Raw genomic sequence first — 17,144 nt, 5'->3', positions numbered from 1 at the left:
CAAGTTGTCACAGATCCTGATCAATCTTGTCGGAAATGCTGTGAAGTTTACGGAGATCGGCGAGATTGTTGTCTCAGTGGACCTTGGTGGAGAGGTCGAGAAGCCGATGCTTGTCATTGGGGTGCGCGATACCGGCATCGGGCTCGGTCTAGAGCAGATGTCCAGCCTGTTCAAACCTTTCTCCCAGGCCGATACCCGCATATCGCGCCGATATGGCGGGACAGGTCTTGGGTTATCGATCTGCAAGCAGCTTGTCGAGCAGATGGGCGGCAGGATCGGCGCGGAAAGCAAGCCGGGTCAGGGAAGTACCTTTCGCCTTGCCATTCCGTTGCGTATCGCGAGCGAGGATCGATCTGGCATCGTTTCGCCGACAACGATGGGCGACCGCCATGTCCTGATCGTCGACGACAGCGCCAGCGCACGTGAAGCACTAGCCGACATCGTGACATCCTTCGGCATGACGGCGACCTGTGTCACTGGCGGCGCGGAAGCTCTCGAAGCGCTACGCCTTGCGTCTGTCGCAGCGCGCTCATTCGACCTCTTGTTGATGGACTGGCGCATGCCGGGCATGGACGGACTGGAGGTGGCTCGTCGCATTCGTTCTGACGAGCAGATCCGGCGCCTCCCCGCGATCCTGATGGTAACGGCTTTTGCCCGCGAGGAAATCATCAGCCAGGTCGATGCGTTGGACTTGCAAGGGCTGTTGATTAAACCGGTGACGCATTCGATGATGTTCAACGCGCTTCAGCACGCGCTCGGCTCGACCGAGTTAGGCACGATCCAGTCGGCACGTCGGACGCGCGTTAAACTGGCGGCTGCCGAAGTACTGGCCGGCCGCCGGGTTCTGGTCGTCGATGACAACGCTCTCAACCGGGAGGTCGCCGAGGATTTTCTCAAGCTTGCCGGTATAGTCGTAGACACAGCGACAAGCGGTGCGGAGGCGTTGGAGCAGCTCGATCGCGCGTCGTATGATGCGATACTCATGGATATGCATATGCCTGATATGGACGGGCTCGAGACAACCCGTCGGATACACGCCAATCCCGACTGGTCGTCATTACCGGTGATTGCGTGTACCGCACAGGCCCGCTTGGAAGATCGTGATGCTGTAATCGCGGCTGGCATGGTCGCGCATGTTACAAAGCCGATCAACGAGACCGTGCTGTACGGAACGCTTGCCGCGATATTCTCGGGACAGAGTGCTCGAGTGGACGAGAGATCGTCAGGTATCACCGACAATCTGTCATCTAAACAGCTTGATGCAGAACCGATCGATCTCAACCTTGCCTTTGAACGCCTATTTGGCCAAAGGGGCAGACTGGATCGCCTATTACGCGGGTTTCTTCGTGATTTTGCCGACATGCCGGTAAGGCTTCGACGCGCCGCCGATCATGAAAACTGGCCGGAGCTTTCAGAGCTCGTTCATCTAATCAAAGGGAGTGCCAGCTATCTCGGGGCGCAGTCGCTAACAGATGCCGCGCAGGATATCGAGCAGGCGAACCTCGACAACAACAGTCCTGCAATGTTTGCATCGCTTCAGGTGTTTATCACAAGTCTTGAGGCTGTGCTGGCCCGTGTCGAGGAAGCCTGTTTCAGCATGTCTACATCATTGCCCGCCGCTCCTGCAACTCCATGGACAGAAGCAAAAACACTCGCGGACCGGATCGGGCCCCTTCTTGAGCGCGGCGATTATGCCGCCAGCAGTCTGCTGCTGGAACTGTCGGGATATATGGAGGGTAGCGAACTGGCACCGCTGGTGGAAGAGGTTCGGACATATTTCGACGACGTCGAACTCGGCAAAGCTTTGGACGCGCACCGGCGCCTCCAGGCCATGCTTTTAGGGATGGAAAAGGAACAGACGACATGAGCGAGATCACCCGACCTACTGTACTCGTTGTGGACGATGAAAGGATCAACCGCACTCTCCTTGCCGAGTTGTTGCACGACGAATGCCGGGTCATCGTGGCCAAGGATGGTGCTTCCGCATTGCATAGGCTAGGCCAAGAAAAGATCTCGCTCATTCTTCTCGATGCGAGGATGCCGGACATGGACGGTTATGAAGTACTACGCCGCCTGATGGCTGACGAAACCAGCAGAGACATCGGCGTCATCTTCGTCACCGGTCAGGCGGATGAAGAGGACGAAGAGCGCGGTCTGAGACTTGGCGCTGTGGACTACATTACCAAGCCGATACGCCCGCTCCTCGTCAAAGCGCGTGTGCGCAACCACCTGAAGCTGGCCCGACAGCGCGAGGAACTCGAGCAACTGACCCTCCGTGACGGGCTGACCGGTATCACCAACCGCAGAGGTTTCGATCAGGCTTTCCGCCTTGCGTGCCACAAGGCGGTCATAACGGGCGAGGCGCTAGGCCTGGGAATGATCGACGTAGACCACTTCAAACTCTACAATGACCATTATGGCCATGCCGCCGGAGACGAGACGCTTCGACGGGTCGCTAGCGTTCTTGCCGGCGTTGCGCAACGATCGTCAGACATTGTCGCCCGTTACGGAGGCGAGGAATTCGCACTGGTGACGCAGCGTGCCGCCGACTTGCCCGCCCTGCTGGAGAGCGCCCGAGCCGATCTCGAAGCGATGGAGATTGCCCATACGACATCAACGACAACCAGTTCGGTAACCATCAGCTGCGGCGGTGTGATTGCCGCGGGCGCGGGCGCGAAACAACCGGAAGCCCTACTACAGCATGCCGATGGGGCACTCTATGATGCCAAACGTCAGGGGCGAAACCGGATTGTGATACGAGACATGCGGGTCACCGGCCTTGTGTCGCAGGCTTATCGAGCATAGCGTGGAGGTGTTGATGGCACGATCCGAGCACCGAATGTCGGGTAGCAGATGTGGATCACAAGCCTATGGCGGTGCTCTAGTCCTGCAAACAGAAGATTACGGATACCGGAGACAACGAAACACTTCAAGAGGCACAAGCGCGCAGATCGCTCGATCCAGTGCGGCCGAGATGGCACCATGAGCGCATCACGTCCGACTATCCTCATCGTCGATGACGATCGTTTGAGCCGCACCATCCTCGCCGAGCTCCTACAGGATGAATACACCGTCCTGGTGGCTAGGGACGGGCCGGGCGCACTGGAGCAGGCTCGCCGCCATGCGACGGAGATCGTGCTCATCCTTCTTGATATCTCCATGCCTGGAATGGACGGCTATGAGGTGTTGTCTACTTTAAAATCTGACAAACAAACAGCAGAGATGATGGTGGTCTTCATCACTGCACAAATCTCGGCAGCCGATGAGGAACATGGCCTGAAGCTTGGGGCGGTCGATTACGTCCACAAGCCGATCCGGCCGGCGATCGTCGGCAGGCGTGTACGTAACCTCGTCGATCTCGCCCTTAAGAACCGCTCACTGACGCGGCTCGTCCATCTGGCGGGTTTTGGCGAAGGCATCATGCTTGTCGATCAGAACGAAGGCATCGTCTGGGCGAATGAGAAAGCTCTCGCCGTTCACAATGTCGCAACGCTAGAAGAACTCGGGCAGACGCCGGAAGGATATCAGGACCGGTTCTGGCTTCGAAGCCTTGATGGTAACGACTTGAGCTTTGAGCGGTATCCTCTCAAGCTCCTGCTTGGAGGGGAGTTCATTGACAGCATAACAGTGGAGGTGCGACGGAGAGGGAGCACAACCGAGGGTAGCTGGAGCTGCATTCACGAAGTGCGAGGGCAGAGTCTCGTGGATGCGCAGGGATATAGAACCTCCTTCGCACTTGTCATCCTCGATGTCACGGAGCGCGTCAGAGCTGAGAAGCGTTTCGAACAAGCCTTCGAAACAGACCTTGCTCCTGCTGTCATCTGTAGGCTTTCTGATCTGCATTACGTGAGAGTCAACCTTAGTTTCCTTCATATGACAGGGCTGGCACACAAGGACGTCGTCCACCGATCCATCTATGACCTGGATGTTCTGGAGAATGCGCCTAACAAGCATGAAGCCATAGCGAACCTGCGCGCGGGCCGCCCGATCGCGCAAACCGAGGCCACGCTACATATCGGTGAGAGTGTTCGAGCCGTTATCGTCGCTGGCGAGCCGATCGACGTTGGCGGTGACCGGTGCATGTTGTTCACCTTCACCGATATCGAGCCGCGCCGAAAAGCTGAGGTCTCCCTGCGCCAGAGTGAGGAGCGATTTTCGCAGGCCTTTCGTCTGATGCCAATTCCCACGATGCTAGTGATGCGCAACAGCTTTCAATTTCTGGATGTTAATGACGCTTTCGTTTCGGCCTTCGGCTATGCCGAAACGGACGTAACGTCGCGGCCTGGCGCCGCGTTGCGGCTATGGTCCGACCCTCGCGCAGCCCACCGGATCGAGAGCCAACTTGAAAAAGTCGGCAGTTTGCGGAACATTGAGGTTCAGCTTACCACCGTTCGGGGGGAAACCCTAGACTGCTTGCTCTCGGCCGTGACTATGCCGATTGAAAGGGAGAAATGTGCTTTGATGGTGGTCCAGGATGTCAGCGAACGCAAACGCACGGAGGCCGAACTGATGGCCGCCATTGAGACTGTTATGCAAGATACGTCATGGTTCAGCCGTAGCGTCATTGAGAAACTCGCTAACCTACGGTCGGGAACCAGCACCCGAGCGCATGTTCGGGAACTCGCGAATCTAACAGATCGCGAGCTCGAAATCCTCGCGATGATGTGCCGCGGGCTAAGCGATAGCGATATCGTCAAGGAGCTGCGCCTGACCCGAAATACCGTCCGCAATCATGTCGCTCGAATCTATAGCAAGGCAGACGTTCATAGCCGCGCTGCTGCGGTTGTCTGGGCGCGGGAGCGAGGGTTTACGGGAGCGGATTACAGGCCTGCGCGTGTAGCGCGATGAGCTCAGCTTAGGGTGTATGTCATTCGAACCGGTCAACTCGTCAACCGGCCCAGAATAATGGCTCGCGTGTGTTCAACGAGAACTTCCAGGTCAACGGACTTTACAAGGTCGAGGTCATCCATCGGCGAGGACCGTGGCGAAACTTCGAAGCCGTGGAGTTCGCCACGCTGGAAGGGGTAGATTGGTTCAACAACCGCCGCCTTCTGGAGCCAATCGGCAACATACCGCCAGCCGAGGCCGAAGAACGATACTATGCCATGCTGGACGCGCAAGCCATGGCCGCATAACTTAAGCCAAACGGTCTCCGGTTAAGCCGGGGCGGTTCAAACCGCGCGGAATCATCGACCGCAGATCGGAAATTTAAGGCGATGACCGCCTGATGCCAGGCATCGACATCAATAGCCTGCACACCGCGTCGTTCTTACACCGAAACGGGCGCACAAGCTTCTCGGCGATATGTGTGGGCGCAGCCGAAATCTTCTGGATCTTAATCAATCAGTCGTGAGTCTCGTTGACCCCGGTATGTAAGATTTAAGGAACCAAAGCGTCTGGAATAGCCCTACAGTTCGCGCAACAGGAAATCGTAGAACCTCGGATCGTCGGCGCGCGAGACATTGATGCGGATGCCTCTCGCAAATTGGCTTTGCTTGTCGATGCAGAAGACGCTGCCCGGAGCGATGAGGATGCTTTCCTTCGCGCCCTCGCGGGCTAGGTCTATGTCACTGATCCCGGTCGGTAGCATGAGATACTGGTAGAAGCCCCCGACCGCTTGGGAGAAGGTGTGCCAGCCGGCCTGATGCAGCCGCCCCTGCACGCTTTCCGACGCCGCTTCGATCCTCTGCCAGAGGCGCTTCAGGTGTCGCTCGTAGTGCCCGTCCGCCATCAACCGGTGCAACAGGCGCTCGACATGGCCCGAACTGTTGACGGTCGTCAGCATCTTCAACTGCGCCAGCGAGGCGATCTGCTCCCTGTGCGCGACGATGTAGCCGGAGCGCAGGCTGGCTGACAGCGTCTTGGCAAATGTCCCGATGGAGATGACGCTGCCCAACTGGTCAAGCGTTGCCAGCCGGTGCGTCGAGGCCAGCGGAAGATCGGCAAAAGGATCGTCCTCGACGATGGTCAGATTGTGCAGGCCGGCGGCGGTCAGGATCGCATGCGCCACCGGAAGCGTGATCGATCCGCCGGTCGGATTATGCCCAAGCGACTGCGTGAAGAACAGCTTCGGCCGCTCGCTCGCAAGCTTGGCTGTGAAATCGGCGACATCGGGACCTTCCGGTGTCCGGCGAACGCCGACCATCCGGACCTGTGCCAGCGCGAGCTTGGCGAAGAGCGGATAGTAGCCGGGATCATCGACCAGCACCGTGTCGCCCGCCGAAAGCAGGCCGCGGATCACCAGGTCGAGCGCGTGGTTCGCGCCGAAGGTCATCAGGACGTTGTCTTCCCGCGCCTCGATCTGCTGGGCGGCAAGGCGCCGGACAATCTGCTGCCGCAGCGGCAGAAAACCCAGGGCCGAGCCATAGGCATCCGCATCAGCCGGCAGTGCCCGGCCATAGGAGCCGAGGTGACGCTTGATTTCCGACTGTTCCGTCCAGGATGCCGGCGGCCGCCCGTCTCCGACGCGGATCTCGAAGCTCTGTTCGAGTTGGGCACTGAGTAGCGAGGCGATGTCGACCGCTTCGGCAACGTGTTTTGGACGATGCCGTCCATCGATGTCGGGGGCCTGCAGGACGACGAAGCCGGATCCCCTCCGCACCGCGACCAGCCCCGCGGCGACGAGACGGTCATAAGCCTCGACGATCGTGTTCTTGGAAACGCCTATGGCCTCCGCCGCCTTGCGGATGGCCAAAAGCCGCGTGCCGGCCGGCCGGCTGCCGGAGACGATCTCCTCCCGCAGCCGCAAGACAACCGAATCCACCAGGGAAGTCCCTCGGCTGTTCAATCCACCTGTGGCTGTCACGATGCTCTCCGATGGGTACAATTGCGGACAATTTTTTTTAACTGTACCTTTTCATCACGGTAGCAAAATGGCCATAAGCCTTACAAGAGGTTTTGAATTACGCATGGGAGGCGGCCTTGGCCGACGTGAACAGGGGTGCATCGCGCCCGTCCATCAACTCGCGCCTGGAAAACATGCGCAACCTTTCGCCTGCCGAGCGGCTAGCCAAGGTTGCCGACGCAGTGTCGCTTGCCGACGCCGACAAGAATGTCTTCAGCCACGCCGGATTGCCCCTCGCCCTTGCCAACGGCATGATCGAAAACGTCATCGGCACGTTCGAGCTGCCGATCGGCATCGCCACCAACTTCACGATCAATGGCCGCGACTATCTGGTCCCGATGGCGGTAGAAGAACCCTCCGTCGTCGCCGCCGCCTCCTATATGGCGCGCATCGCCCGCAAGTGCGGCGGCTTCCAGACGTCGAGCACGGGGCCGATCATGCGTGCCCAGGTACAGGTGCTGGAGGTTCCGGACCCGCATGGCGCAAGGGCAAGGGTGCTGCGCGAACGCGAAGCGATCATGGCCGCCGCGAACGCCCGCGACAAGGTGCTGATCTCGCTTGGCGGCGGCTGCCGCGATATCGAGGTCCACGTTTTCGAGGATACGCTTGTCGGCTCGATGATCGCCGTGCACCTGCTTGTCGACGTGCGTGACGCGATGGGGGCCAACACCGTCAACACCATGGCTGAGACCGTGGCACCGCTCATCGAGACGATCACTGGCGGTGTCGTGCGCCTGCGCATCCTGTCCAACTATGCAGATCTCAGGCTGGCGCGCGCCATGGTGTCGCTGAAGCCGGATGCGCTGAAGACCGAGGACTATTCCGGCGAACGCATCGCACGCGGCATCGTCGAGGCCTGCGCCTTCGCCCTCGTCGATCCCTATCGCGCCGCCACCCACAACAAGGGCATCATGAACGGCATCGACCCCGTGGTGGTCGCCACCGGCAACGACTGGCGGGCCATCGAAGCCGGCGCCCATGTCTGGGCGGCCCGGTCAGGTCGCTATACGTCGCTGACGCGGTGGGAGATGGACAAGAAGGGCGACCTCGTCGGCACGCTGGAAATGCCGATGGCGCTCGGCCTTGTCGGCGGCGCGACGAAGACCCATCCCGCCGCCCGCGCGGCGCTGAAGATCCTCAGCGTCGAAACCGCGCAGGAACTGGCGGAAGTCACAGTCGCCGTTGGCCTCGCCCAGAACATGGCGGCCCTTCGCGCGCTGGCGACCGAAGGTATACAGAAGGGGCACATGGCACTGCATGCGCGCAACATCGCCATCGTGGCGGGTGCCGCGGGCGACGAGATCGAAACGATTGCTACGGTGCTTGCCGCCAACCACGATGTCCGCGTCGATACCGCCAAGGAAATGCTGGACGTGCTCCGCACCGGCAAGAGCTGAGTCCGATGAACACACCCGCCGCCCGTGATGACACCCGCCTGCGACTGCGCCTCCTGCGCAGCCAGGAAGGCATCGTTTTCGTACTGGCGCTGCTTGCCTTCGTGCTCTTTTCGATTCTGCTCCCCAGCTTCCTCAGCCCCGGCAACCTACTCGTGCTCGTCCGCAGCGTCTCCATCCTTGGCCTTCTCGCCCTCGGCATGGCGCTGGTGGTGATCGCGCGAGGCATCGACGTGTCGATGATCGCCATCATGGTCGTTTCGGTGTCCTGGGCCTTCGTCATCACGCGGGCCGGTTATTCCTTCGAACTTTCGCTTCTGGTCGGGGCAGGTTTCGCCATCCTCGCCGGCATCATGATCGGCGCGCTGATCACCTTTGGTGACGTCCCGCCGATTTTCGCGACGCTTGCGGCCGGCTCGGTGATCTACGGCACGGGACGGACCTTCTTCTTCACGCTCGAAATGCAGAACGTGCCGCCGGATACGGACTGGTTCGGCGTGATCGGCCAGGGCAGCGTGCTCGGCATTCCCGTCACGATCATCGCCTTCGCCGTGCTGGCAGCACTGTTCCATTTTCTGCTGACCTACACGCGCTTCGGCTGGATGGTCTACGCCATGGGCAACAACCCGAACGCCGCGCGCGTCACCGGCATAGCTTTCCGGCCCATGGTGCTGGCGCAATACGCCATCAGCGCCTTCGTCGCCTTTATCGCCGGCCTGATCCTGTCGTCCTCGGCGGCCGCCATCAATGCCCGGCTTTTCAATTCGACGATGATCTACGACATTCTGCTCGTCGTCGTTCTCGGCGGCATCGGCCTCAATGGCGGCCACGGCAGCGTGCGCAACGTCATTCTCGGCACCGTCTTCGTCGGCATCCTGCTCAACGGCATGACGATCATGAACATCGACTACACGATCCAGAACCTCGTCAAGGGCGTCGTCCTGCTGCTCGCGATCATCGCCGATTCCATCGTCAACCCGCGCGACGAACAGACGTCGCAACAGGGAGACCTGTAACCGCATCACGAACCGTGTTCGAACTGGGAGGAGAACATGAAACCCGCATTCCTGAAGACAATGGCGCTCGCAGGCGCCGTTCTGGCCGTCGGCGCCTCGTCATTGACGGCGCAGGACAAGGGCCTCGAAAATCCCCGCAGCACGAGCTTTCACAGCGTGCTGAAGGACAAGAAAGTCGCTTTCGTGCCGCTTTCCATGGGCTTCGACCTTACCGAGGGCTGGGCCGCGCAGATGCGCAAACAGGCCGATCGCCTCGGCTACAGTTTCGAAATTCGCGATCCCGCCTGGAGCACGGATGCCGGCACCAAGGCCATCCAGTCGCTGATCTCGGAAAAACCCGACCTGATGGTCATCCATAACCCCGACATCCAGTCCTATGCCCGCCTTCTCAAGCAGGCGCAGGCGGCCGGCATCAAGATCGTCCAGATCAACCTCGAATCCAACACCACGACCGATTCCTACGTCGGTGCGGACTGGACCGAAATCGGCCGCAAGGCCGCCGAAGCGGTCGTGGCGAAATGCGATGCCGGCAAGGGCGTTTCCACCAAGGTGGCGATCGACACGGGTGTGCCGACGGCGGCCTCCGACGTCTTCCAGCTCGACGGCATCTACAAGGTGCTGGAGGCGCATCCGGATATCCAGGTCGTTTCCCAGCAGGCGACGGAATACAATCCCGAAAAAGCCCGCTCGATCATGTCGACGGTGCTGCAGCAGCATCCGGACCTGTGCGGCGCCATCGGCATCTGGGACAACCAGGACACCGGCACGGCATCCGCGATCAAGGAAGCGGGCAAGAGCGATCAGGTCTTCCTCGTCACGTCAGGCGGCGGCAACCGCGTAGGCTGCGAGAACGTCGAGAAGGGCCTCTTCAACCTCTACATAAGCTACAACGTTCCCTTGCAGGGTGACCTGCTGAACCAGGAAATCGTGCGCCTGCTGACCTCCGAAAGCCCGGCGGGTGAAATCAAGACTATGTATTTCAATCCGCTTACCCTGATCACCAAGGCCAATGTCAACCAGCGCAATTGCTGGACGCTGGAAGAACTGAACTGAGGTGACGCAGGCCATGACGAACAGCAACGCGCTGACCCGCCTGCGCTACAGATATTTCTCCGGCCGTCTGGTCGGAGAAATCCTGTCCAAGAGCTGGATCGACAGCGCAATTCCCGTCGCCGCCCTCCTGGTGGTGACGATCATCATGGCCTCGCTCATCCCCGGCCTGTACAATGCCGCCTATCTGTCGGATCTTTCCCGCCAGCTTGCCGAATTCGGCCTGATCGCATTGGCGTTGACCATCGTGATCATGTCCGGCGGGATCGATCTTTCCGTCGGTTCGATGTTTGCGCTCTGCGTGCTTGCCGCACTCGTCGGCATGAATGTGCTTGGCCTCCCCTTCCCGGCAGCGCTTGCCATGACGCTCGCGACGGGCCTTGCCTGCGGCCTGCTGAACGGTGTCCTGATCGGTTATCTCAGGCTTCGCGCCTTCATCACCACGCTGGTGACGCTCGTCATCTATCGCGCGATCTACGACATCATCTTCCCGCGGCTTGCCAGCGCGATCGTCGGCAGCATGCCGGAATCGCCCGCCTGGGATTATCTCGGCTTCGGCGATTTCTACGGAATAGCGGTTTCCTTCCTGATTTTCGCGATCATCGCCGTGCTCATCCATATAGCCCTGTCGCGGCTCAGGCCTGGTTGGCGGCTGCGTGCCGTGGGCGGTGCGCGCAAATCCGCCTATAATGCCGGCATCGACGTCAAGCGCACGGTCTGCATGGCCTATGTGTCATCAGGCATCCTGACGGCGATCGCCGCCTTTCTCTTCGCAGCACGGCTCAGCAGCACGGGCGCCGATACCGGTATCGGCCTCGAGATCCAGGTCCTGACCGCTGTCGTGCTGGGGGGCGTCTCATTGGGTGGCGGGCGCGGATCGGTTGGAAGCGCCATCATCGGCGCCATCCTCGTGCTGGTCCTGACCAACGGCCTGATCCGCCTCTCGACACCCGGCTCCGTCAATCAGTTCCTGCTTGGCCTGATCCTCATTCTCGCCGTGCTGTTCGATGCGAAGTGGGTCAAGAACCGAAGCAAGATCCTCAGCAAGGTCTATGTTTCTCCGACCTATCTAGAGCTGCCGAAACGCGCGCCCTCTGCGGATGCACCGTTTGCGCTCAACAACCGGCTCGCCGACGTCGAGACCATCGGCGTCGGTGATGTCGAGGGGCCGGAGGACGTGGTCCTCGACCGTGACGACAATCTCTATACGGGCACGCGTCACGGCACGATCGTCCGCTTTCTCGCGCCGGATTACACGAAGAGCGAAGTCTTCGCGCGCATCGGCGGACATCCGCTCGGCCTTGCCTTCGCCGAAAACGGCGATCTCGTCACCTGCGTCGGCGGCATGGGTGTCTACAAGGTCAGCCCGGCGGGTGAGGTGTCGCGTGTCACGGACGAGACCAATCGCAGCTGGCTGTCGATCATCGACGATTCCCGCCTGCGCCTTCCCGACGATCTCGACGTGGCACCTGATGGCCGCATCTTCTTCAGCGAAGCGACGATCCGCTACGAGATGGCAGACTGGGTTGTGGACGCACTGGAAGGGCGCGGAAACGGCCGCCTGATCTGCCATGATCCGGCCACCGGCAGGACCCGCACGTTGCTGCGCGGCCTAATCTTCCCGAACGGCATCACCATCTGCCGCGATGGCCAGTCGCTCCTCTTCGCCGAGACATGGGCGTGCCGGATTTCACGCTACTGGTTCGACGGCCCCAACAAGGGCAAGCGCGAAACCCTGGTCGCCAACCTGCCCGGCTATCCTGACAACATAAACCGCGGCTCTGACGGCACCTACTGGATCGCTCTCCTCGGCACCCGGACACCGACCTTCGATCTCGCCATGCGGGAACCGGCCTTCCGCCGCCGCATGGCGCGACGCATCGCGGCGGACGAATGGCTCTTCCCGAACGTCAATCGCGGCTGTGTCGTGCAGGTCTCAGAAAACGGCGACATTCTCGATGTTCTCTGGGACGAGGCAGGCGAGAACCACCCGTCGATAACCTCGACCTGCGAGCACAAGGGTTATCTCTATCTCGGTGGCGTCTCCAACAACCGCATCGGGCGCATCCGTCTGCCGAAGGCCAGTCCGGACTGGACCGCACGCAAGGATTATTGGGGGAACGACTGATGGGTATTTTCTCCCGGATCGCCACTTTTCTGGGCCGTAGCGAAGAGGATGCCCTGAGCATCCCGCCGATGGACGGCGTCTTCAAGCCCAACACCCATCTGGATACGGCAGAGCGCGTGCTGGACGTGCCCGCCATCGACAACCTCGTGGCTTCCGTCGATGGCAATCTGTTTTGCTCGAGCGGCAACCACCTTCTTCGCATACACCTCAAAGGTCGGATGGCCAGTCTCGTTCACGCATTCGACGGTCCGATCAGCATGATCGCCCCTCGTCCCACCGGCGGTTTCGCCATTGGGGTGGAGGGAACGGGCCTCGTGATTTTGGACGAAGGCGGCAACACGCACGCGGCAGGCCTGCCGCCTGAATACGCCTCCTGCCTTGCGGCCGGGCTTTTCGAGGACGACGACACGCTGCTGCTCGCCATCGGCTCGCGCCGGAATGCGCTGTCGGACTGGAAGCGCGACCTGATGAGTCATGGCGCAAGTGGCCTCATTCTCCGCTACTCGATCAACAGGGGGGAAAGCCTCATCCTGGCAGATGGCCTTGCTTTTCCTTACGGCCTGGCAAAACGGCCCGAAGGGACCATCGCCGCGACGGAAAGCTGGCGCCATCGCATTATCTCGGTAGCGCCGGGTGCTGCGCGCCCCGCGGCCGTTTTGCGTGATCTGCCCGCCTACCCCGCCCGGCTCGCGCCGGCCCAAGGCGGCGGTTACTGGCTTGCGCTTTTCGCGCCACGGCGGCAATTGACGGAACTGGTGCTGCGCGAGGACGGCTATCGCCTGGAAATGATGGCGACGATCCCGCCGGAAGCCTGGATCGGCCCCGATTTTGCCGATGGAGGCAATGTGGATCAACCACTGCAATCCGGCTCGGTGCGCCAGATGGGCATCATGAAGCCCTGGGCGCCGTCGCGCTCCTATGGCCTCGTCGTTCGTCTTGATGCCACCTTGCAGCCCGTCGCGAGTTACCATTCCCGCGCCGATGGCAAGATACACGGCATCGCTTCCATCGCCGAAGCCGGAGGCTCCCTTTATGCAGCCTCGCGTGGCGCCGGTGTGCTTATCCGCCTCGGGGCCGTGTCGGGAGAGGCAGCATGACGGACATCGTTGAGTTCAGAAATGCCACCAAGGAATTCCGCAGTGTCGCTGCCTTCAGGAATGTGAACTTCACCCTTCGCAAGGGGGAAGTTCATGCCCTGCTCGGTGAAAACGGTGCCGGCAAATCGACCCTCACCAAGGTTCTCGCCGGCCTGTATCCGCTGACGGGCGGAGAGATGCTGGTCGACGGAACCCCTTGCAGTTTTGCCTCGCCTGCCGAGGCCCTCGCACACGGCGTCGCGATGGTCTTTCAGGAGACCAACCTCATTCCCTCCATGACGGTCGCGCAGAACCTGTTCCTCGGCGAGGAAAATTTCTTCAATCGTCTGCGCGGCATCAACATCAAGGCCCAGCAGCAGTTGCAGCGGCTGAGCTTCCATGTGGAGCCGACGGCCCTGGTCTCCTCGCTTGGAGCGGCCAAGAAGCAGATGGTCGAAATTGCCCGGGCAGTGCAGCATAACGCCCGGATCTTCATCTTCGACGAACCAACGGCAACGCTCACACCGGAGGAGAAGCAGCATTTCTTCACGCTGGTCGAACGGCTGAAGGCCGATGGCGGCTCGATCATCTTCATCAGCCATGCGCTGGAGGAAGCGCTCGCCATCGCCGACCGCGTCAGCATCCTGCGCGACGGCGAACTTGTGATCACCGACGATGTCGGGAACTTCACGCGCGACCGCATTGTGCAGGCGATGGTCGGCCGCCAGCTGAAGGACGAACTCTACGTCAATCCGGCACGACGCACCGGCCGTCCGGCAGGCCGCAAGGTGCTGGCACTGGAAAACGTCTCCATGGGCAAGGCGGTGCGCAGCGCGACCCTCTCCGTCTATTCGGGCCAGATCACCGGCATGTTCGGGCTGGTGGGTGCTGGGCGGACCGAAATGATGAAGATCGCCGCCGGCGTGCTGAAGCGCGATTTCTTTCATGGCGGTCGTATCAGGCTGAACGGGAGGACGGTGCGGTTCAACGTTCCGCGCAGTGCCGTCAGGAACCGCATCGCCTATATCACCGAGGATCGAAAGCTCGACGGCCTGTTCGATACGATGGGCATCGCGCAGAACATCTTCTACGGCAAGCTTGTGAAGAGCGCCAATCCGGCATCCCTCATCACCATGGCCCAGGTCCGCCGCGATGCGACGGAATGGATGGAGAAGCTGCATATCCGGACGATCCGGCAGGATGCCAAGGTCGTCGAACTGTCCGGCGGAAACCAGCAGAAAGTCGTGATCGCCAAGAGCCTGATCCAGGCGCCGGAGCTGATCATATTCGACGAGCCGACGCGCGGTGTCGATGTCGGCGCCATCGCCGAAATCCACGACATGATCCAGAAGCTGGCCGATGCGGGCGCCGCTGTCGTTGTGATTTCCTCATACCTTCCTGAAATCCTTGCCTTGTCGGACCGTATCCTCGTCGCAAGGCAGGGCCGCATCGTCGAGGAATTGTCCATCGAGGAAGCAACCGAGGAGAAGATCATGTACGCGGCGGTGCATTGATGATCACCACGGAACAGCGTGTAACGATCGTCGAAGTCGGGCCTCGAGACGGCTTGCAGAACGAGAAAGGCGTGATTGCCACCCAGGAAAAGGTGGAACTCATCCGCCTCCTGGCGGAGGCCGGTCTTCGCCGCATCGAGGCGACCGCCTTCGTTTCTCCCAAATGGGTTCCGCAGATGGCCGACCACGATCAGGTGATGCGAAGCGCCACTCGAAAGAAAGGGCTTCTGCTTTCCGCGCTGGTGCCGAACGAAAAGGGAGCCATCGCGGCAACCGAGGCCGGGGCGCAGGAACTGGCCGTCTTCGCCAGTGCTTCGGAAACCTTCGCGATGAAAAACACCAACTGCTCGATTGCCGAAAGCATCGAGCGGTTCGTTCCGATCCTGGCCCTGGCGGCAACGCACGGCCTGCCAGTCCGCGGCTATGTCTCCTGCGCCGTGGATTGCCCCTACGAGGGCGCGATTGCACCCTCTGCCGTGGCGGGCGTAGCCGAGCGGCTGTTACGGATCGGCTGCACGGAGATCGCCGTTGCCGACACGATCGGCCGTGCCGTGCCGGAGCGTGTGGATGCCATGCTGCGTTCCGTGCTGGGGCTCACGCCTGCCGAGCGGCTGGCGTGCCATTTTCATGATACGTCCGGAATGGCGCTCGCCAATATCGATGTGGCGCTCATGCATGGCATCCGGATCTTCGACAGCGCGGCGGGGGGCCTGGGCGGATGCCCCTATGCCCCGGGCGCCGCTGGCAATCTCGCGTCCGGTCGGCTTGCGCGACATCTTTCGAGCCTGGGCTATAAACACCAAATCAACCTTTGCTCACTAGACCAGGCCGAGAAGTTCGCAAGAGAGTTAGGCGCCCGCGCCAAACGAGTTCCAAGTTCCATTCGACTTGGCTTTTGAGCGGAATCGAACCCTCGACCCGTTTGATCGATAAGGTGTCAGGGAAAACGGACATCGTGCAACACTATCAACACACCGTCACAGTCCGTGGATCATCAATCGAAGCGCGCCCGCATATTCTTCAACCGCGCATTCTGCAGTCGGAGCTTGTCCGTAAGCTCGGTTCGGAGCACGGCAATCTCCTCATCGAGACTCACCATGAATTCGCGGGCCCGTGCCAAACAGAAAACTGGCTCAAATCCTGCTGACACTCAGCAGTGGGGTTACGACGGCGCTTACGACTCAACTCTGCAACAATCTTAATAAACCGACGCCGTCATCTAGCGGCTGGCGCGTCCTGCATCTCCGCCGCCCACTCCAAATAATCTACGGTTGGTTCCGCGACCAGAAGCGGCTGTTCGGCGACGGTCTGGACGCCGCCGACCCAGGCGATTAAGGCGAGCTTGTGCTTGCCAGCCTCTGGGTGATCGGCCGCGGCCATGAGGTCGCCTTGGGCAACGGTTTTGCCATTCAAGCGCCATTCGACGCGGTCCGGCGCAAGAAGGTTCCCAAAAGCGTCGACGACCGAACCTACAAGCGATAGGGGCTGTCCGTACCGGTGCTCACCCCGCGGCGAAACGATCACCGCGGTTGGCGGCAAGGCTGGCCGCTTGAAGCGGTGGACTTCCGTCTCGGACGAGCGAACCCCGTCGCTGACGGCGAGCAGGATCACGCCCTCGCCGGGGAGCGGCCACTGTTTCCAGTCCAACGTGAAGGCGTTCTTCTTGAGATCGCGGCCCAGCGTGATCCGCTGGCTTTTGCCCACGAGAGCGACGACCGAATAGAACAACTTGGTTTTAGGAGGCGCTTCCCATGCGAGCGTCAGTCTGTTTCCGGTTTCGCTCACCGTCGCCTTCGGCGCGGACGGCGGGCTTGTCGGGATGTCGGCGCTATGGACGACGACGCCGTCCGCGATCAGTTCAAATCGAACCGCGTCCGGATGCAGCGGCACATAGGCGGAGATGCGCGTCCGCTTTCCGTCGTGGCTGTGGCCACAGGCACGCTCGGATGCCTTGGGATGCATCCGTGCAACGCGTCGTCCCTTCGCATCCAGCAGGCTCACTTCAAAGCGCTCATCGCCTTCTTCCGCGCGCCGCGCGTGGCTCGATTCAAATCCGGGCCGCGCTCGAAACGTCATGTCGTCGAACAGCGTGCCGCGAATGCGCAGATAGGAATTGGCCATT

At 60.9% G+C, this 17,144-nt stretch carries 12 protein-coding genes and 1 pseudogene; 11 read left to right on the top strand and 2 right to left on the bottom strand.

The features are described 5' to 3' along the window. From AC27VQ_RS25055 to AC27VQ_RS25040, 4 genes and pseudogenes are all read left to right on the top strand, one after another. A partial coding sequence (locus tag AC27VQ_RS25055; RefSeq protein ID WP_488718469.1) for a response regulator occupies positions 1-1,867 on the top strand: 1,867 nt, incomplete at its 5' end. Next, positions 1,864-2,805, top strand: a complete 942-nt coding sequence (locus tag AC27VQ_RS25050; RefSeq protein ID WP_488718468.1) for a GGDEF domain-containing response regulator — start codon at positions 1,864-1,866, stop codon at positions 2,803-2,805. The genes AC27VQ_RS25055 and AC27VQ_RS25050, both read left to right, overlap by 4 nt. 177 nt (positions 2,806-2,982) lie before the next feature. After that, on the top strand, positions 2,983-4,848 hold the full coding sequence (locus tag AC27VQ_RS25045; RefSeq protein ID WP_488718467.1) for a PAS domain S-box protein: 1,866 nt from the start codon (positions 2,983-2,985) through the stop codon (positions 4,846-4,848). An 89-nt stretch (positions 4,849-4,937) separates the two neighbouring features. Further along, a pseudogene (locus AC27VQ_RS25040) lies at positions 4,938-5,135 on the top strand (IS3 family transposase); the annotation flags it as partial. Positions 5,136-5,407: 272 nt separating this feature from the next. Here the strand turns inward: AC27VQ_RS25040 and AC27VQ_RS25035 are convergent. Then, positions 5,408-6,763, bottom strand: coding sequence for an aminotransferase-like domain-containing protein (locus AC27VQ_RS25035; protein WP_488718466.1), 1,356 nt, complete (start codon positions 6,761-6,763; stop codon positions 5,408-5,410). 158 nt (positions 6,764-6,921) lie between these two features. On the opposite strand from AC27VQ_RS25035, the gene AC27VQ_RS25030 reads away from it, so the two are divergent. Genes AC27VQ_RS25030 through AC27VQ_RS25000 form a run of 7 tightly spaced genes read left to right on the top strand, consistent with a single transcriptional unit; the run spans position 6,922 to position 15,921 of the window. After that, on the top strand, positions 6,922-8,241 hold the full coding sequence (locus tag AC27VQ_RS25030) for a hydroxymethylglutaryl-CoA reductase, degradative (RefSeq protein ID WP_488718465.1): 1,320 nt from the start codon (positions 6,922-6,924) through the stop codon (positions 8,239-8,241). 5 nt (positions 8,242-8,246) lie between these two features. Next, entirely contained in the window at positions 8,247-9,254 is a 1,008-nt protein-coding gene (locus AC27VQ_RS25025; RefSeq protein WP_488718464.1) for an ABC transporter permease, read from the top strand. 36 nt (positions 9,255-9,290) lie between these two features. Beyond that, positions 9,291-10,307, top strand: a complete 1,017-nt coding sequence (locus AC27VQ_RS25020) for a sugar ABC transporter substrate-binding protein (protein ID WP_488718463.1) — start codon at positions 9,291-9,293, stop codon at positions 10,305-10,307. 13 nt (positions 10,308-10,320) lie between these two features. Then, the gene (locus AC27VQ_RS25015; protein ID WP_488718462.1) at positions 10,321-12,432 is read left to right on the top strand and encodes an ABC transporter permease; all 2,112 of its coding nucleotides are present in this window, start codon (positions 10,321-10,323) and stop codon (positions 12,430-12,432) included. After that, the gene (locus AC27VQ_RS25010) at positions 12,432-13,529 is read left to right on the top strand and encodes an SMP-30/gluconolactonase/LRE family protein (protein WP_488718461.1); all 1,098 of its coding nucleotides are present in this window, start codon (positions 12,432-12,434) and stop codon (positions 13,527-13,529) included. The genes AC27VQ_RS25015 and AC27VQ_RS25010 overlap by 1 nt, the downstream gene beginning before the upstream one ends. After that, positions 13,526-15,022: a sugar ABC transporter ATP-binding protein gene (locus tag AC27VQ_RS25005; protein WP_488718460.1), complete on the top strand. Its 1,497-nt coding sequence runs from the start codon at positions 13,526-13,528 to the stop codon at positions 15,020-15,022. The genes AC27VQ_RS25010 and AC27VQ_RS25005 overlap by 4 nt, the downstream gene beginning before the upstream one ends. Then, positions 15,022-15,921, top strand: a complete 900-nt coding sequence (locus AC27VQ_RS25000; protein ID WP_488718459.1) for a hydroxymethylglutaryl-CoA lyase — start codon at positions 15,022-15,024, stop codon at positions 15,919-15,921. The genes AC27VQ_RS25005 and AC27VQ_RS25000 overlap by 1 nt, the downstream gene beginning before the upstream one ends. Positions 15,922-16,237: 316 nt before the next feature. Here the strand turns inward: AC27VQ_RS25000 and AC27VQ_RS24995 are convergent, their stop codons facing one another. Next, positions 16,238-17,143 carry a hypothetical protein gene (locus AC27VQ_RS24995; RefSeq protein ID WP_488718458.1) on the bottom strand — a complete coding sequence of 302 codons (906 nt, stop codon included), beginning with the start codon at positions 17,141-17,143 and terminating at the stop codon, positions 16,238-16,240. Position 17,144: the final 1 nt, after the last annotated feature.

The sequence above is a fragment of the Shinella sp. 20P9.1.1 genome (assembly GCF_057798995.1).
Note: the sequence above shows the minus strand (reverse complement) of the source record. Positions and strands in the feature narration are given on the sequence as shown.